19 protein-coding genes are annotated in these 15494 nt (G+C 45.5%); 16 read left to right on the top strand and 3 right to left on the bottom strand.

Annotated elements, in window-relative coordinates; genetic code table 11:
- Positions 1 to 39 precede the first annotated feature (39 nt).
- The 10 genes from hisB (at position 40) to tatC (ending at position 5729) form a co-directional block, all read left to right on the top strand.
- Positions 40 to 627: an imidazoleglycerol-phosphate dehydratase HisB gene (gene hisB, locus LZT22_RS01270; RefSeq protein WP_233923244.1), complete on the top strand. Its 588-nt coding sequence runs from the start codon at positions 40 to 42 to the stop codon at positions 625 to 627.
- 63 nt (positions 628 to 690) lie between these two features.
- Positions 691 to 1344, top strand: coding sequence for an imidazole glycerol phosphate synthase subunit HisH (gene hisH / locus LZT22_RS01265; protein WP_233923243.1), 654 nt, complete (start codon positions 691 to 693; stop codon positions 1342 to 1344).
- Positions 1345 to 1369: 25 nt separating this feature from the next.
- Positions 1370 to 2131: a 1-(5-phosphoribosyl)-5-[(5-phosphoribosylamino)methylideneamino]imidazole-4-carboxamide isomerase gene (gene hisA / locus LZT22_RS01260; protein ID WP_233923242.1), complete on the top strand. Its 762-nt coding sequence runs from the start codon at positions 1370 to 1372 to the stop codon at positions 2129 to 2131.
- 12 nt (positions 2132 to 2143) lie between these two features.
- Positions 2144 to 2902, top strand: a complete 759-nt coding sequence (hisF, locus tag LZT22_RS01255; protein ID WP_233923241.1) for an imidazole glycerol phosphate synthase subunit HisF — start codon at positions 2144 to 2146, stop codon at positions 2900 to 2902.
- Between the two features lie 23 nt (positions 2903 to 2925).
- Positions 2926 to 3342, top strand: a complete 417-nt coding sequence (gene hisI / locus LZT22_RS01250) for a phosphoribosyl-AMP cyclohydrolase (protein ID WP_233923240.1) — start codon at positions 2926 to 2928, stop codon at positions 3340 to 3342.
- Positions 3326 to 3727: a phosphoribosyl-ATP diphosphatase gene (locus LZT22_RS01245; RefSeq protein WP_233923239.1), complete on the top strand. Its 402-nt coding sequence runs from the start codon at positions 3326 to 3328 to the stop codon at positions 3725 to 3727. Before hisI ends, LZT22_RS01245 begins: the two co-directional genes overlap by 17 nt.
- A complete protein-coding gene (locus LZT22_RS01240) occupies positions 3724 to 4089 on the top strand; it encodes a histidine triad nucleotide-binding protein (protein WP_233923238.1) in 366 nt (121 codons plus the stop codon). The genes LZT22_RS01245 and LZT22_RS01240 overlap by 4 nt, the downstream gene beginning before the upstream one ends.
- 28 nt (positions 4090 to 4117) lie before the next feature.
- On the top strand, positions 4118 to 4345 hold the full coding sequence (tatA, locus tag LZT22_RS01235; RefSeq protein ID WP_233923237.1) for a Sec-independent protein translocase subunit TatA: 228 nt from the start codon (positions 4118 to 4120) through the stop codon (positions 4343 to 4345).
- Between the two features lie 19 nt (positions 4346 to 4364).
- The gene (tatB, locus tag LZT22_RS01230) at positions 4365 to 4859 is read left to right on the top strand and encodes a Sec-independent protein translocase protein TatB (protein ID WP_233923236.1); all 495 of its coding nucleotides are present in this window, start codon (positions 4365 to 4367) and stop codon (positions 4857 to 4859) included.
- Positions 4860 to 4874: 15 nt separating this feature from the next.
- Positions 4875 to 5729, top strand: a complete 855-nt coding sequence (tatC, locus tag LZT22_RS01225) for a twin-arginine translocase subunit TatC (protein ID WP_233923235.1) — start codon at positions 4875 to 4877, stop codon at positions 5727 to 5729.
- 24 nt (positions 5730 to 5753) lie between these two features.
- Here tatC and LZT22_RS01220 read toward each other — a convergent pair whose 3' ends face one another.
- The gene (locus LZT22_RS01220; RefSeq protein WP_233923234.1) at positions 5754 to 7262 is read right to left on the bottom strand and encodes a sel1 repeat family protein; all 1509 of its coding nucleotides are present in this window, start codon (positions 7260 to 7262) and stop codon (positions 5754 to 5756) included.
- Between the two features lie 206 nt (positions 7263 to 7468).
- Between LZT22_RS01220 and LZT22_RS01215 the strand changes: the two genes are divergently transcribed.
- The 6 genes from LZT22_RS01215 to LZT22_RS01190 all read left to right on the top strand — a co-directional run bounded on the left by LZT22_RS01215 (position 7469) and on the right by LZT22_RS01190 (position 13769).
- Positions 7469 to 8698 carry a porin gene (locus LZT22_RS01215; RefSeq protein WP_233923233.1) on the top strand — a complete coding sequence of 410 codons (1230 nt, stop codon included), beginning with the start codon at positions 7469 to 7471 and terminating at the stop codon, positions 8696 to 8698.
- Positions 8699 to 8806: 108 nt separating this feature from the next.
- Complete coding sequence (locus LZT22_RS01210) at positions 8807 to 10366, top strand: tetratricopeptide repeat protein (protein ID WP_233923232.1); 1560 nt, start codon at positions 8807 to 8809, stop codon at positions 10364 to 10366.
- Between the two features lie 212 nt (positions 10367 to 10578).
- Positions 10579 to 11493, top strand: coding sequence for an amino acid ABC transporter substrate-binding protein (locus tag LZT22_RS01205; protein WP_370634768.1), 915 nt, complete (start codon positions 10579 to 10581; stop codon positions 11491 to 11493).
- 33 nt (positions 11494 to 11526) lie between these two features.
- On the top strand, positions 11527 to 12309 hold the full coding sequence (locus tag LZT22_RS01200) for an amino acid ABC transporter permease (RefSeq protein WP_233923231.1): 783 nt from the start codon (positions 11527 to 11529) through the stop codon (positions 12307 to 12309).
- A gap of 27 nt (positions 12310 to 12336) precedes the next feature.
- Positions 12337 to 13005, top strand: a complete 669-nt coding sequence (locus tag LZT22_RS01195) for an amino acid ABC transporter permease (RefSeq protein ID WP_233923230.1) — start codon at positions 12337 to 12339, stop codon at positions 13003 to 13005.
- A gap of 29 nt (positions 13006 to 13034) precedes the next feature.
- Positions 13035 to 13769 carry an amino acid ABC transporter ATP-binding protein gene (locus tag LZT22_RS01190; protein WP_233923229.1) on the top strand — a complete coding sequence of 245 codons (735 nt, stop codon included), beginning with the start codon at positions 13035 to 13037 and terminating at the stop codon, positions 13767 to 13769.
- A gap of 58 nt (positions 13770 to 13827) precedes the next feature.
- Here LZT22_RS01190 and LZT22_RS01185 read toward each other — a convergent pair whose 3' ends face one another.
- Both LZT22_RS01185 and mscL read right to left on the bottom strand, forming a co-directional pair.
- Entirely contained in the window at positions 13828 to 15003 is a 1176-nt protein-coding gene (locus LZT22_RS01185) for a trypsin-like peptidase domain-containing protein (RefSeq protein WP_233923228.1), read from the bottom strand.
- 28 nt (positions 15004 to 15031) lie between these two features.
- Positions 15032 to 15469: a large conductance mechanosensitive channel protein MscL gene (gene mscL, locus LZT22_RS01180; RefSeq protein ID WP_233923227.1), complete on the bottom strand. Its 438-nt coding sequence runs from the start codon at positions 15467 to 15469 to the stop codon at positions 15032 to 15034.
- Between the last annotated feature and the right edge of the window lie 25 nt (positions 15470 to 15494).

The raw sequence follows: 15494 nt of genomic DNA, 5'->3' as shown, positions 1-15494 counted from the left end.
AGTCTTCAATCAATACTTCGCCTTTCGGCGCACTGAAGCATGCGGCAAGCCGACGTTACACGCAACACCTCAGAAACAAAAATCCACATTGCGCTCAATCTGGATGGTACTGGACAGGCTGAATTAGCCTCTGGTGTGCCCTTTCTTGATCACATGCTCGACCAAATTGCGCGCCATGGCATGATTGATTTAAAGGTCAGCGCCAATGGAGATACCCATATTGACGATCACCATACGGTCGAAGATGTCGGCATTGCTTTGGGACAGGCAATTGCCAAAGCGGTCGGCGATAAAACGGGCATTACCCGTTATGGCTATGCTTATGTGCCTTTGGATGAGACGCTATCAAGAGTGGTGATCGATTTTTCTGGACGCCCGGGCCTCGAGTTTAATGTGCCCTTTACCCGCGCGCGCGTGGGCGATTTTGATGTCGATTTAAGTATTGAGTTTTTCCGTGGTTTTGTGAATCATGCGGGGGTTACTTTACATATTGATAATTTACGCGGCGTGAATGCACATCATCAAATCGAAACAGTTTTTAAGGCTTTTGGGCGTGCTTTGCGCATGGCTTTAGCGATTGATCCGCGCGCTCCCAGTCTTGTTCCATCCACCAAGGGAAGTCTGTAATTATTTTCAAACCAGTTGAGAATAGCAAGATGCACCCTTTAAAACCAAAAACTGAAGGCCGCTTTGGCACACCATATTGCCATCGTTGATTACGGCATGGGAAACTTGCGCTCGGTTTATCAGGCGCTTAAGCAAGTGGCACCCAATACCGAGATTTTAATCGCGCGCACTGCTGCCGAAATTCAGCAAGCTCAACGGGTAGTTCTGCCTGGACAAGGAGCCATGCCCGACTGCATGAAGCATTTACATACCTCTGGCTTGCTTGAGACTGTATTAGCTGCCGCAAAAACTAAACCCCTATTAGGCATTTGTGTGGGCGAACAAATGCTCTTTGACAGTAGCGCTGAATCCTCTACAGCAACAGCGACGCCGTGCTTAGGATTAATTTCTGGCAAGGTCGAGCGTTTTGCTTTGGCTGGTCGCTTGCAGGCCGATGGCGCAGAATTTAAAGTCCCCCATATGGGCTGGAATCAAGTGCGGCAAGATAAGCCTCACTTTCTTTGGACTGGTATACCCGACCTTAGTAATTTTTATTTTGTGCATAGCTATTATGCTGTGCCAACCAACCCAGAAGACACCGTGGGTTCAACCGAATACGGCACATGGTTTGCTTCTGCCGTGGCGCGTGATAATATTTTTGCGACCCAATTTCATCCGGAAAAAAGTGCAGAATACGGTTTAATGCTGTATCGTAATTTTGTCGCTTGGCAACCTTAGATTAACTACCTATATCGATTTTATTATGCTGCTAATACCTGCAATTGATATCAAAGATGGTCACTGTGTACGTTTAGAACAAGGCGACATGGAGCGTGCCACGGTTTTCTCTGAAGACCCAGCTGCGATGGCAAAACACTGGCTTGCCAAAGGCGCACGGCGTTTACATTTAGTTGACTTAAATGGCGCTTTTGCGGGCAAACCTAAAAATGAATTAGCGATTAAAGCGATTTTAAAAGCAGTAGGCGATGAAATACCCGTTCAACTCGGTGGTGGTATTCGCGATTTAGAAACCATTGAGCGCCTCTTAGATGATGGCATTCAAACCATCATTATTGGCACAGCAGCAGTAAAAAATCCCGGTTTTTTACAAGATGCGTGCACTGCATTTAGTGGTCATATTATGGTTGGTATCGATGCGCGCGACGGTAAAGTTGCCACCGACGGGTGGAGCAAGCTTACTGGGCATGAGGTAATAGATTTGGGTAAGAAATTTGAAGACTATGGAGTTGAAGCCATTATTTATACCGATATTGGTCGCGACGGCATGTTGCAAGGGATTAATCTCGAAGCGACTTTAAAATTGGCGCAAGCTGTGCGAATTCCCGTCATCGCTAGTGGGGGATTATCTAGTAACGCCGATATCGATGCCTTGTGTGCGATTGAAAACGAAGGCGTGATGGGCGTGATTGCAGGACGTTCAATTTATGCGGGCGATTTAGATTTAACAGTAGCGCAGCAATATGCCGACCAGTTGTCAGAAAAATTGCGGCATGCCCAACCATGATCATGGCTATTGATGTTAACTAAGCGCATCATTCCTTGCTTAGATGTTACAGCAGGGCGGGTAGTGAAGGGTGTGAATTTTATTGGTTTGCGTGATGCTGGTGATCCACTTGAAATTGCCCAGCGCTATAACGATCAAGGTGCCGATGAATTAACTTTTTTGGATATCACGGCCACTTCAGATGGTCGTGATTTGTTATTACCTATTATTGAAGCCGTAGCAGCTAAGGTATTTATACCCCTTACCGTTGGTGGTGGCGTTCGTACTGTGCAAGACGTGCGCCGCTTGTTGAATGCAGGCGCTGATAAAGTCAGCATGAATTCATCAGCGGTAAATAATCCTGATTTGGTTTCCGAAGCTGCTGCCTATTACGGTTCACAATGTATCGTGGTAGCAATTGATGCCAAACAAACAGCACCTGGTTTTTGGGAAGTATTTACCCATGGCGGCCGTAATGCAACCGGAATCGACGTCTTGGCTTGGGCTGCTGAAGTAAGTCAACGCGGAGCTGGTGAAATTTTGCTCACCAGCATGAATCGGGATGGCACCCAAGACGGGTTCGATTTGGCATTAACGGCGGCAGTTTGTCAGGCAGTACCTATCCCTGTAATTGCATCTGGCGGGGTAGGTAATTTACAGCACTTAGTTGATGGCATTACCAAGGGACATGCTGATGCTGTGCTCGCTGCAAGTATTTTTCATTACGGTGATTTCACCGTTAAACAAGCAAAAGAATTTATGGCCAGTCAGGGCATTGCCGTAAGGCAATAAGGAAATAAGTCAAAATACCATTTATGACTTCATTTATACCCACACCTACTTTGCAAAGCGGCCCTTGGCTGGAGCAAATTCAATGGAATCAGCAAGGCCTGGTACCCGTTATTGCTCAAGAAGTTGGCTCAGGCGATGTCTTAATGATGGCTTGGATGAATCGTGAGGCTTTATTAGCTAGCCTGCGTTTGGGGCAGGCGGTCTACTGGTCGCGCTCACGCAATCAGCTGTGGCACAAGGGTGCAGAGTCAGGGCACACCCAAACCATTGAGGCTATTGGCCTTGATTGTGATGGTGACACCCTCTTGTTGCAGGTCATCCAAAAAGACCGGATTGCGTGCCATACCGGGGCGCACAGTTGTTTTTTCCAGGTCTGGGATGCTGCTAGCGCAAGCTGGCTTAATGACGGCATAAAATTAGCCAATGACTCAGGTAAATAAAAAAATGTCGGCCGATGCAAATCTAGATGCTGTCTTAGCCCATTTGGCTGATGTTGTAGAACAGCGTCGTGTCGCTTTACAAAATGGTACCGCAGACCCAAGTACATCGTATATCGCCGCCCTATTCAGCAAGGGCGACGATGCCATTCTGAAAAAAATTGGCGAAGAGGCCACCGAAACTGTAATGGCGGCAAAAGATTCTCGACAGGCCAATTTAAGCCCCGCAAAGCAAGCGCTTTTGGTTGGGGAAATGGCCGATTTATGGTTCCATTGCCTAGTTGCCCTAGCGCAATTTAATCTCCGCCCAGAAGACGTGTTAGCCGAGCTTACGCGTCGTGAAGGGGTTTCAGGCATAGCTGAAAAAGCCGGTCGAAAACCCGTATGAGCGTTTTAAGCCATGATCCTGATTGTTTATTTTGCAAAATTATTGCCGGGGTAATTCCGGCGCGGAAAATCTATGAGGATGATGAAATTTTCGCTTTTCACGATATTAAGCCGGCAGCCCCAGTTCATTTTCTAATGATTCCTAAAAAGCATTTACCGATGCTAGCGTCGGCAACGCACATTGACGCCCCTTTGCTAGGTAGAATGATGGCATTAGCCCCTCGTCTTGCTCAAGAACAAGGTTGTCGACCGGGTGAAGATGGCGGCTTTCGTTTAATGGTCAATAATGGCGCAGATGGCGGGCAAGAAGTCTATCACTTACATTTGCATGTGATGGGCGGTGAGCGGCCCTGGAAAAAGTAAGTAAGCTGATTGATTTAAGGAGAAAGAAATGGGTTCATTTAGTATTTGGCACTGGTTAATTGTGTTGGTTATTGTGATGCTAGTTTTTGGTACCAAAAAATTACGCAATATTGGTACCGATTTAGGTGGCGCGGTGAAAGGCTTTAAAGATGGCATGAAAACCAGCGAGGAAGCTAAAGCTGAACAAATTCCCCAACAGACTGCCAATGCCGCAGAAAAAACGGTCGATGTGCAAGCCAAAGATCTGAATAAATAGTTTTCATGATCGCCTGTAAATGATTGATTTAGGGGTTTCAAAGCTTGCCTTAATAGCAGTGGTAGCTTTAGTGGTCATTGGACCTGAGCGTTTACCCAAACTAGCCCGCATGGCAGGGAATTTGTTTGGTCGAGCGCAACGCTATATGGCTGAGGTGCGCAGTGAAGTCAATCGACAAATTGACTTAGATGAATTTAAAAAGTTGCGTGAAGAAAGTGCCGCAGCCATTAAAGATGTGGAAAGTAGTTTAAGCTCTACTTTTACCGAAGCTGGTGCGCACTTAAGTGATCAAGCTGATAGCTACGACTACTCCACCAGTAACAATACTTTTCCAGTTGGTTTGCAGATTGATGAAAACAAAGTATTTCGTGATAGCTTGCGTCAAGGCCGTGCCAGTTGGCGAGTTCGCCAAGCAGCGCGGCCACTGTGGTACAAACATGCCTCTGGAGTACGGCTGCGGGTGCAGTCGGGAGCGGCACGTATGAAGCGGTTTCGGCATAGCGCCGCGCAATAATGTTGAGACTAAATCATGCATGACCCTAGCGCCCAGAATAATACGCAGCAGGACAATACCCAGCAAGTCAATATCAATTCAGATAATGCTTCTCCAGCCAGTGAGGGCTTGCAAGAAACTTTTATTTCGCATTTAGTTGAGCTGCGTGACCGCATTATTAAAGCAGCGCTTGCCATCATCATCATTTTTATGAGTTTGGTGTATTGGGCGCCGGAAATTTTTCATTTGTTTGCCCAGCCTTTATTAGCAGCTTTACCCAGCGGTGGAAAAATGATCGTGACTGACATTACAGGTTCCTTTTTTGTGCCGATGAAAGTTACCATGTTGGTTGCGTTTGTCATTGCCTTGCCAGTAGTGATGTATCAACTATGGGCTTTTATTGCGCCTGGACTATATACCCACGAACGCCGTTTAATCGTGCCTTTGGTCGTTAGTAGTTATTCTTTATTCATTATTGGTATGTCGTTCGCTTATTTTTTAGTATTCCCCACCGTCTTTAAATTCATGGCGCACTACAACGCTCCGCTAGGCGCCGAAATGCTGACCGATATCGATAACTATTTAAGTTTTGCAATGACCACCTTCTTAGCATTTGGGATTACCTTTGAGGTGCCCGTAGTTGTCGTGGTATTAGTGCGTATGGGTGTTGTACCCTTAGCTAAGCTTCGAGAAATTCGTCCATATGTGATTGTCGGTGCCTTTGTCGTTGCTGCAGTCGTAACGCCCCCCGATATTTTGTCGCAATTATTGTTAGCAGTTCCTATGTCTTTATTGTATGAGCTCGGCTTATTTATTGCCCGTTTCTATGAAAAAAAACCTGCTCAAGTCAGCGACAAAGAGGCAACTGATGGCGCGGCAACGAATGCTTAAAATCGAGATTATGTACATGTTTGCTTAGTGGCCACGACTTGGGATGGGCAATTTTTTGGCGGCAAGGTGGTGGGCAAAATTTTGCAGTAACCATTGACTTAAGCGCTCGAAGCGATAACGCCGCTGGCGTAAATTTCCTTCACCTGCAGCCAAAAACTCATCATCGTTCGGTTCGCGAATTACTGCTAATTGTTCTAGTGCTTTGCTTGCAGCAAAAAGACAACGACGCTGTTGGATGGTTTCAATTTGGGTGAGGCGTGGCAAAATTTTAGGCAATTCCCAACGCACATCTACCACCACACAATGTTCAAGTTGCAGCTGGTCAATTTCTGCCAACAATAACTCCGCTTTACTAAAATCAAATTGATTGGCAATCACAATTCGGTGGCACATCAGCATCCGTCCTCCAGTCAATTGATGATCGCTGTGTCGAGCCAAAGCGAGTTCAGCACATTGAGCCAAGTCAAACCACGCATTTTGTGCCGGGTTGGGACAGCTTAGTAAAATTTTCATCAATAAGGTATGGGCCGCTGTAATACCTTGTTGATGTGCTTGCCAGGCCCAATAAGAGGCTTGTAAGCCAGTGATTTTTTCCTGCAGCTTATCGCGTTTGCGCCATAAAGTGGCCGCTTTGCGAAACTGCGCTGCTGCATGCCCTAAGTCGGCAGCGCGATCAAAACAGCGATCACTTTCTTGGGCGCTATAACCTGAAAATTGGGGGCGACGATAAATTTCACCAAGTGCATACCAAGCTTGGGGATCTCCATCTTTGCCAGCCAACTCAAGCCAATGTACCGCTTTTTTCAGCGGCGCATTCGATTTACTCGAACCATTACTTTTTTCTGCTTGGATTTTAGGTTGTGCTAAACGTAAACCTAGGGTTAGTTTTGCAGTGGTTAGTCCTAACTCAGCCGCTTGTTGCAGCGCCGACTCATCTTGAGTCGACAGCCAGCTATTCCAAAGTGACGTGAGTAATTCATTTTTAGGCTGTAATTGAATTAATAGCTCTTTTGCTTTGTTCGCTAAAAAACTTTCTTCGGCAGCAATGATTTCTAAATAGCGCTTGCATTGGGTTTGTAGTTTTGCCAAGCCTTCAGTGTCACCGGGAAACCGTTTACTTAGCCATGCAGCCAATTGCTCCTGCAAGCTCAATTGCTGAGGATTTAATAAGAAATTAGCCAACTGCCAGCGGGCCTCACTATTACCCTCATGCGCTAACTCCCAAAATCGATCCCAAGCAAACTGAAATGATGGCGAGCCAAAAGTTGTCGCTAGCGGAATTTGCACTAATTGCGCAAACAATGCTCTAAGCGGGTTATTGGGGGGGTTACCAGGGGAATCAACTTGTAAGTGAGGAAGTGAGATTTTGCTTAGAGTGGCTAAATAGGCCTTTTCAAGCCAAACTAAGGCATTATTGGGCTGAATTGGGGTGTTAAAATAGCCCTGAAGATAAACTGCAGCCAGTTCTTGTTGCGCAAAAACATCACCCTGACGGGCAGAACGTAGTATTTTCAGGAATTCGCGACTTGCCATCTGACAATTTTGGCATCTAAATACCTTTAATACCCCAAAAATAGGGCCATGTTGTCGAGATACAACAAAGAAAACCAAAAAACTCCCTTTTCACAAGCAAAAAGCGGGGGTATCTGCCCTCAAGCTAAGTGGACCGCAGCAAAAGGTCGATACTTCATCAGTCCCGAATTTTTATGGGCGCATTCTTACTTTATGGAGATTTACGAATGAAAAAATCGCTATTTGCACTTGCCGCTCTCGGCGCTTTTGCTGGTGCTGCTTCGGCCCAGTCAAGCGTGACCGTGTACGGTGTTGTTGACGTTGGTTACTTAAATCAAAAGGCTACTGGCGCAGCTGCTAACGCTGCCGGTACTGTTGCCCCATCAGGCCAAGCTAATAGCGCCAGTTTTGGTAACTCGATGGAACAGACCAGCCGTTTAGGCTTTAAAGGTACTGAAGATTTAGGCGGCGGCATGATTGCCTTCTTTACTTTAGAAACTGATATGCAGCCTACTAACGCGTCGATGTCGTCATGGCAGACTCGTCAGGGCTTTGGTGGTATTGGTAAAGCAGGCGTAGGTCAGTTTGCTTTCGGTACTCAATACACCCCCATGTTTAACCAAATCGCCGCAACTGACGTTGGTAACACCAACAACATGCCCGGTAACGCAGTTTACCCAACCACAAACCCAGGTAACACCACAAATGCTACAGCACGTGGTTACTCTGACGCAGCTGGTGTTGGTGGTCAATCTGCTGGTGTAACGGTTCGTACGCAATCTACCTTGTCGGCTCAAACTGCCACCATAAAAGGTTTCAAGGTTGCTGCTAACTACACCTTAAGAAACGATACCGTAACAGCCAATACTTCAGCTAGCCGTTTGCCAGTTACCAATAACTACTCTGGTTGGGGTTTATCTGCTGACTACACATGGCAAAAACTGTATGTTGGTTTAGCTTATCAAGCCTACAAATCAAACAATGAAGGTCAAGGTGGCGCAACCGCCGGTGCTTCAGCATCTACTCTTGCCACACCTGCTCCAGCAGCTTGGATTGCTGCATCGGGTGGTTCAAATACTCAAGACAATCAATACTACGGTGCTGCTACCTATGACTTTGGTATCTTGAAAGGCTACGTGCAATACGGTAACCGTAAGGTTGGTAGCGTTATTGATACCAGCTATTACGCTAAGCGGACTGCGCAACAGATTGGTGTTCGTAGCTTCATGACACCCACCATCGAAGGTTGGGCAGTTGTTGGTAATGGTAAAGTCTCTAGCTATGGTCGTGGAAGCCCAAGCGCTGGCTTCACCGCTTATCAAGTTGGTTTGAACTATTACCTCAGCAAGCGTACCAACTTGTACGCAATCTACGGTTCAAATAATGAATCAGCCAGCTCTGTTCAAGTTTCAACCAGAGTCACAGGCTTTGCTTTTGGTACACGCGTAACGTTCTAATTATTGTTAGTTAGGTTTTTAAACCCTAGTAATACATTAGTTCGGCATTAAAACAAACCCACTGTGGCAACACAGTGGGTTTTTTCATGGGCGATTAGAATTGAAGATATGTCAGCAGCGCATCACCAACCTCATAACGGTTTGCAGCAGAGCAAAGCAGATCTTGCGCTGTTAACCCAGCTACAGCAGGCCGAGCGATTTCTGCAAGATGGTCTTATCTCAGAGGCTCGCAAGTGCTATGAAATAATTCTTCAGGCTTATCCTCAACAAGCAGAGGCCCTCCATTTTTTAAGTTTAATTTATTTTCAGGCAGGAAATGCACAGGCTGCTCTACAAGCAATCGATGCAGCATTAGCAAGCTCACCAAATTATGCGCTCGCCCATAATAATAAGGGTAGTATGTTAATTGAGTTAAAGCAAGCACTGGCAGCTTTAGCTTGCTATGAACAAGCCATTGCTTGCGACCCCCAATTTGCACTTGCCCACTTTAATCGCGGGGTAACACTTTATGATTTGCGCAAATTAGAGCAAGCCATACAAAGTTATGATGCGGCAATTGCAATTGACCCCCAATATGTTCAGGCTCACAATAATCGGGCAAATACGTTAAAAGAGTTGCAGCATGTAACAGAGGCTATTGCTGGGTACAACCAGGCTTTATCGATCATGCCCAATTTTGCCGAGGCCCATTGGAATCGAGCCTTAGCCTATTTGGTATTAGGAGATTATGAGCAGGGGTGGCCAGCGTATGAGTCACGCTGGCAATCCCCTGAATTAAGTCGTGCAGCAGGTGAGCGAAAACTGAATGGCGCACTCTGGCTTGGGCAAGAATCGCTGCAAGACAAAATTATTTTGCTTCATAGTGAACAAGGTCTTGGTGATGCAATTCAATTTAGTCGCTATGCTGAATTGGTGGCTAAATTAGGCGCCACAGTTATTTTAGAAGTTGAAAAACCCCTGATGACTTTATTTCAGACTTTAGCAGGCGTTTCACAAATAATTGAGAAAGGACAGCCCCTTCCCCCCTTTGACTTTCATTGCCCTTTAATCAGCTTGCCCTTTGCTTTTAAAACCACATTAAACAACATTCCCTTCGCTGAAAAATACTTAAGTGTCGACCCTGCTAAACAAATTTTATGGCAGAAAAAATTAGGGCCGAAAACAAAATTACGCGTTGGCGTGGTTTGGTCGGGGGGCTTACGCCCCAATCAACCAGAGGCCTGGGCCGTGAATGAAAGACGTAATATTCCATTGGCTTTGCTTGCGCCATTAAAAAATACGGCAATTGATTTTTATAGCTTGCAAAAAGGTCAACCGGGAGAGTCAGAATTAGCCGCCTTAAAAGCCGCTAATTGGGGCGGCCCTGATTTAATCGATTTAAGCGCAGATTTAGACGATTTTTCTGCCACTGCAGCGCTCATTAATCAGCTCGATTTGGTGATAACGGTAGATACAGCCGTCGCTCATTTGGCTGGAGCTTTAGCCAAACCCGTCTGGCTCTTGAACCGTTTTGATACCTGTTGGCGCTGGCTTTTAGACCGTAACGATAGCCCTTGGTATAGCTCCATGCGCCTATTTAGGCAAGGCCAACCGGGGCAATGGACGCCCGTGGTAGAAGCCGTCCAAAGTCAATTGCAGCAGCTCATTAGAAGTAGTTCAACAAGGTAGTTAGGCTAATTCTCAGCAGGGCGTAATTAAATACCAGGCTAAAAAGGTAATGTCAGATGAGGGTATTCCCCAAAATAGAACTTATTGGCCGCTAGGGGCTAGATAAAACCTTTAAAGTCTGCTAAAAATAGGGGTTCATTAAAACCCAATTAAAACTCTAATCCGATTAACCTCACTAGATAAGACCAGTCATGAAAAAACCTTCACGCTTTATCAAAACCACGCTTTCTGCTGCAATGATTTCCGCTTTTGCTATTAGCGGTATGTTCGCCGCTGCGGGTGCAATGGCAGCAGGCACTTTAGACAAAATTAAATCGACTAGCTCTGCCACGATGGGTGTGAGAGAGTCTTCGGGCGCGCTGTCCTATACGATTGGTGACGGCAGATTTGCTGGTTATCACGTTGAAATCTGTCAGCGGGTATTAACTGAAATTAAAAATCAATTAGGTATTAATGTTCTAGAAATTAAATATTTACCAGTGACTTCACAAAATCGTATTCCTTTAGTTCAAAATGGCACCGTTGATATTGAGTGCGGCTCGACTACCAACAATGCGGCCCGTCAAAAAGATGTCTCTTTTGCGGTCACGACGTATGTTGAGGAAATTCGGATTGCGGTGAAGGCCAACTCAGGAATTACGTCTTTGAATCAACTTAATGGCAAGAAAGTTGCCACCACCACGGGTACAACTTCGGTGCAGTTGCTGCGCAAGCACGAAAAAGCCACAGGCGTTAATTTTGATGAAGTCTTTGGTAAAGACCATGCCGATAGTTTCTTATTGCTCGAGTCGGGTCGTGCCGATGCATTTGTGATGGATGGCTCGATTCTTGCGGGGAATATTGCTAATGCAAAAAATCCCAAAGATTTTAAAATTGTGGGTGAAGTCATTGCGGTTGAGCCAATCGCAATCATGATGCGTAAAGATGACCCCGCTTTTAAGAAAGCCGTAGACGACAGCCTCAAAAGGATGATGGCTGACGGATCATTAACCAGACTTTGGAATAAATGGTTCTTGCAGCCCATTCCACCTAAAAACGCCATGGTCGGTTTAGCTTTATCTGAAAGCACCAAACAGGCTTGGGCTAATCCTAATGACAAACCTGCTGAAGCCTATCAAAAGAAATAAGCATTTTCTCTTAGAAGAGTTGGTAGTTTAAAAGTGGCAATGGATTGGGGTGTCTTTTGTAAAGACACCATTACAGGAGAGGCGGCCGATAACTGCCTCTCTTCTATTTTTCAACTTGGCAAAGACGCCGACCCAACCTATTTAGATTGGCTGCTTAAAGCCTGGGGCTGGACCTTATTAGTAGCAGCACTCAGTTTAGTCATTGCGCTCGTGTTGGGCACCCTCATGGGTACCCTCAGAACAATTCCAGCAAATGTGAAGGGAAGCAAATGGTTGGTGGGCTTTGCGACTGCTTGGGTGGAGGTATTTCGTAACATCCCAGTCTTGGTGCAAGTTTTTGTTTGGTACCACGTCGTGCCGAATATTTTCCCCGTTATGAAGGGCTTACCAGCCTATTGGTTAGTCTGTTTTGCTTTAGGGTTTTATAGCTCAGCACGCATGGCAGAGCAAGTGCGCGCGGGTATTCAGTCTTTATCTTCAGGTCAGCGTATGGCTGCCTTGGCTTTGGGGTTAAGTACCTACCAAAGTTATCGGTATGTGATTTTGCCAACTGCGTTTCGGATCATCATTCCACCACTCACCTCAGAGTGTATGAATTTAATCAAAAATACCTCAGTGGCCTTTGCGGTATCAGTACCCGAACTCACTTTATTTGCAATGCAAGCGCAAGAAGAAACTTCTCGTGGTGTCGAAATTTATTTGGCTGTGACTTTGCTCTATGCCTTTTCAGCTTTTGGTGTCAATCGGATTATGACCTTGATCGAAAAACGCGTCGCCATTCCGGGTACGCGTAGTAATTTGCTTACGAGTCATTAAAGATGCAAATAAAAATAAGCGTGTCCCATGCTTAATTTAGACCTCAGTATTTATAATTGGGAGCTCTTTTCAAGCTATATCTTGAAGGGGCTGCTCTTTAGTGCACAGCTCACTGTTGTTGCTACCATAGGGGGTATTTTTTTTGGCACAATCTTAGCTTTGATGCGCTTAAGTGGTAAACCTGTTCTGGTTTATATCGCCACAATATATGTCAACACCATGCGTTCTATTCCACTAGTGATGGTGATCTTATGGTTTTATCTCTTAATTCCAATTTTAATCGGCACGCCTATTGGGGCTGATTTATCCGCCACCATTACCTTTATTGCTTTTGAGGCAGCGTTCTTTTGCGAAATTGTGCGGGCCGGTATTAAATCGGTTGGTACAGGACAAACCTTTGCTGCAGAGGCATTGGGAATGAATTATTCACAAACTATGAGCCTCATTGTCTTGCCACAAGCATTTCGAAACATGATTCCGATTTTTATGACTCAAACCATTGTGCTTTTTCAGGACACGTCTTTGGTATATGCCATTGGCGCTTATGATTTATTGAAAGGTTTTGATATTGTTGGCAAAAATTTTGGCCGTCCTATTGAAGCGTACTTATTAGCCGCAGTTACCTATTTCTTGATTTGCTTTTCACTGTCTAAATTTGCGCGTTGGGTTCAAAGTAAGGTTGCTATTATTAAATAAATTAACCAATAGAAATAGAGAAGCTTTTAATGATTGATTTTAAAAACGTTTCAAAGTGGTACGGCACTTTTCAGGTCTTAACAGACTGTACTACCTCGATTAAAAAAGGCGAGGTAGTGGTGATCTGTGGTCCATCGGGCTCGGGAAAGTCGACTCTAATTAAAACCATTAATGCACTTGAGCCATTTCAGGCAGGTGAAATAACGGTGAATGGGATTTCTTTACATGATCCTAAGGCCAATCTTCCACAACTTCGTGCAAAGGTTGGCATGGTATTTCAGAATTTTGAATTATTCCCACATTTAAATGTGACTGAAAACTTAACGTTGGCGCAAATGAAAGTTTTGGGCCGATCTGCAGCCGAAGCTAAAGCCCATGGCCTAAAATACCTTGAGCGGGTCGGCTTAATGGAGCAAAAAGATAAATTTCCTGGCCAGCTATCGGGCGGGCAACAACAGCGAGTGGCAATTGCGCGGGCCTTAACGATGGACCCCATCGTGATGTTGTTCGATGAGCCTACTTCAGCTTTAGATCCAGAGATGGTGGGTGAGGTGTTAGATGTGATGGTTAAGCTCGCTCAAGACGGTATGACCATGTGTTGTGTAACGCATGAAATGGGCTTCGCGCGCAAAGTAAGCCATCGGGTAATTTTTATGGATCAAGGGCGCATTGTTGAAGATTGTTCACGCGACGATTTCTTTAACCGACCTGAAGAGCGTTCGCAAAGAGCCAAAGACTTTTTGTCAAAAATTTTGGCGCACTAGCGCGGTCTGAGAGCCCACCAGGATTCATTAGGGCTTCCTAAATAGGCGCTTAGCAGACTTATTGTTTCTTTGCTGCCTGCGGACGCTTACCAATCGGCACTTGTAAATTCAGTTCTTTTCCTTTGCGTAATATTTTTAAGTTGGCCTGGTTACCTGGGCCGAGTTGGGCAATAGCGTTTAGTAATGCAGTGACATCGGCAACAGAACGTTCATTGACAGCAATTAAAATATCGCCGGGCTTTACGCCACCACGATCTGCTGGACCACCTTCCAAAACACCCGATAATAAAACGCCTACAGTAGTGCTTGGTAAATTAAACGATTTAATTAATTCCTTTGAGAGGTTTTGGGGTTCGACCCCAATCCACCCACGAGTAACACTCCCGTTAGTGAGAATCGATTCCATGACCTGTTTTGCTAAGTTCACGGGAATGGCAAAACCGATTCCCATTGAACCACCACTTTGAGAGTAGATGGCAGTATTAATGCCGATTAAATGACCGCGAGTATCAACCAAGGCCCCACCCGAATTTCCAGGATTAATTGCCGCATCGGTTTGGATAAAATTTTCAAAGGTATTGATACCCAGATGATCGCGACCCAGGGCTGAAACAATGCCTGAGGTCACTGTTTGCCCAACGCCAAAGGGATTACCAATGGCTAAGACAATATCGCCAACATGGACTGACTCAATTTTTCCGAGGGTAATGGGTGGTGGCAATTGTTTTAAGTCGATCTTCAGTACCGCAATATCGGTATCGGGGTCGCTACCAATTACTTTAGCTTTGGTCTTTCTGCCGTCAGATAAGGCAATATCAATATCATCGGCTCCCGCAACCACATGGTGATTGGTGAGGATGACGCCTTCGGGGCTCACCAAAACACCCGAGCCTAAGCTGGTGCTTGGCTCATCTTCTGGCCCTTGTTCGCCAAAGAAAAATTGATACCATGGTTCATTGCGATGGGCATTATTTTTCCCATTTAAGCTTTTAGCCAGAGCCTTGCTGCTAAAAATATTGACTACTGCTGGCATCGAACGTTTAGCCGCTTCATAGTGCGAGCCGGGGCTAATGGAGTGTCCGTCATAACTAGCTTCTTTGAGGTTCACATTATCTACCAAGGAACTGATCTGCACGCCGGTTAGCCAACTGGGCTTTAGGGTAGCCACAATAAACCAAACGGCAAGCAAGACCGTAATTACTTGGGCAAATAAAAGCCAGAGGCGTTTAATCATGTCTCTCCAAAATAAGGCAGTATGCCGTTTATTTTTTCAAGCTATCGCGAATTTCGCGTAACAGGGTAATATCCTCTGGCTCTGGGGCAGGCTTAGCCGGAGCTTGCTCAGCGGCATCACTTAAGCGCACGCGATTTACCATTTTGACCATTTGAAAAATTACAAAGGCCAGCAAAAAGAAGTTAATGGAAATGGTAATGAAATTACCATAAGCAAACAGGGGCACGCCCGCTTTCTTCAGTGCTTCATAAGTACGGGGCACACCTTCGGGGGCTTGACCCAAAATAAAAAAGAGGTTAGTAAAGTCAATGCGGCCCCCAAGCAAGGTAGAGAGTAGGGGCATCACTAGATCATTGACCAATGAATCGACAATTTTGGCAAAAGCAGCGCCAATAATGACGCCCACCGCCAAGTCAATCACACTCCCTTTAACAGCAAATTCGCGAAACTCTTTTAAGACACCCATCTTTAATTCCTCTTCAATTGGCCCA

Origin of the sequence: Polynucleobacter sp. IMCC 29146, from assembly GCF_021395195.1 — a bacterium.
Classification (GTDB): Bacteria; Pseudomonadota; Gammaproteobacteria; order Burkholderiales; family Burkholderiaceae; genus Polynucleobacter.
The sequence above is the reverse complement of the archived record's forward strand: the minus strand, read 5'-3'. Positions and strand labels throughout refer to the sequence as shown.

Bases quoted from the DNA above. Each gene is read 5' to 3' on its own strand.
- hisB (WP_233923244.1), top strand. From the start codon at position 40: ATGCGGCAAGCCGACGTTACACGCAACACCTCAGAAACAAAAATCCAC.
- hisA (WP_233923242.1), top strand. From the start codon at position 1,370: ATGCTGCTAATACCTGCAATTGATATCAAAGATGGTCACTGTGTACGT.
- hisF (WP_233923241.1), top strand. From the start codon at position 2,144: ATGTTAACTAAGCGCATCATTCCTTGCTTAGATGTTACAGCAGGGCGG.
- hisI (WP_233923240.1), top strand. From the start codon at position 2,926: ATGACTTCATTTATACCCACACCTACTTTGCAAAGCGGCCCTTGGCTG.
- LZT22_RS01245 (WP_233923239.1), top strand. From the start codon at position 3,326: ATGACTCAGGTAAATAAAAAAATGTCGGCCGATGCAAATCTAGATGCT.
- LZT22_RS01240 (WP_233923238.1), top strand. From the start codon at position 3,724: ATGAGCGTTTTAAGCCATGATCCTGATTGTTTATTTTGCAAAATTATT.
- tatA (WP_233923237.1), top strand. From the start codon at position 4,118: ATGGGTTCATTTAGTATTTGGCACTGGTTAATTGTGTTGGTTATTGTG.
- tatB (WP_233923236.1), top strand. From the start codon at position 4,365: ATGATTGATTTAGGGGTTTCAAAGCTTGCCTTAATAGCAGTGGTAGCT.
- tatC (WP_233923235.1), top strand. From the start codon at position 4,875: ATGCATGACCCTAGCGCCCAGAATAATACGCAGCAGGACAATACCCAG.
- LZT22_RS01220 (WP_233923234.1), bottom strand. From the start codon at position 7,262: ATGGCAAGTCGCGAATTCCTGAAAATACTACGTTCTGCCCGTCAGGGT.
- LZT22_RS01215 (WP_233923233.1), top strand. From the start codon at position 7,469: ATGAAAAAATCGCTATTTGCACTTGCCGCTCTCGGCGCTTTTGCTGGT.
- LZT22_RS01210 (WP_233923232.1), top strand. From the start codon at position 8,807: ATGTCAGCAGCGCATCACCAACCTCATAACGGTTTGCAGCAGAGCAAA.
- LZT22_RS01195 (WP_233923230.1), top strand. From the start codon at position 12,337: ATGCTTAATTTAGACCTCAGTATTTATAATTGGGAGCTCTTTTCAAGC.
- LZT22_RS01190 (WP_233923229.1), top strand. From the start codon at position 13,035: ATGATTGATTTTAAAAACGTTTCAAAGTGGTACGGCACTTTTCAGGTC.
- LZT22_RS01185 (WP_233923228.1), bottom strand. From the start codon at position 15,003: ATGATTAAACGCCTCTGGCTTTTATTTGCCCAAGTAATTACGGTCTTG.
- mscL (WP_233923227.1), bottom strand. From the start codon at position 15,469: ATGGGTGTCTTAAAAGAGTTTCGCGAATTTGCTGTTAAAGGGAGTGTG.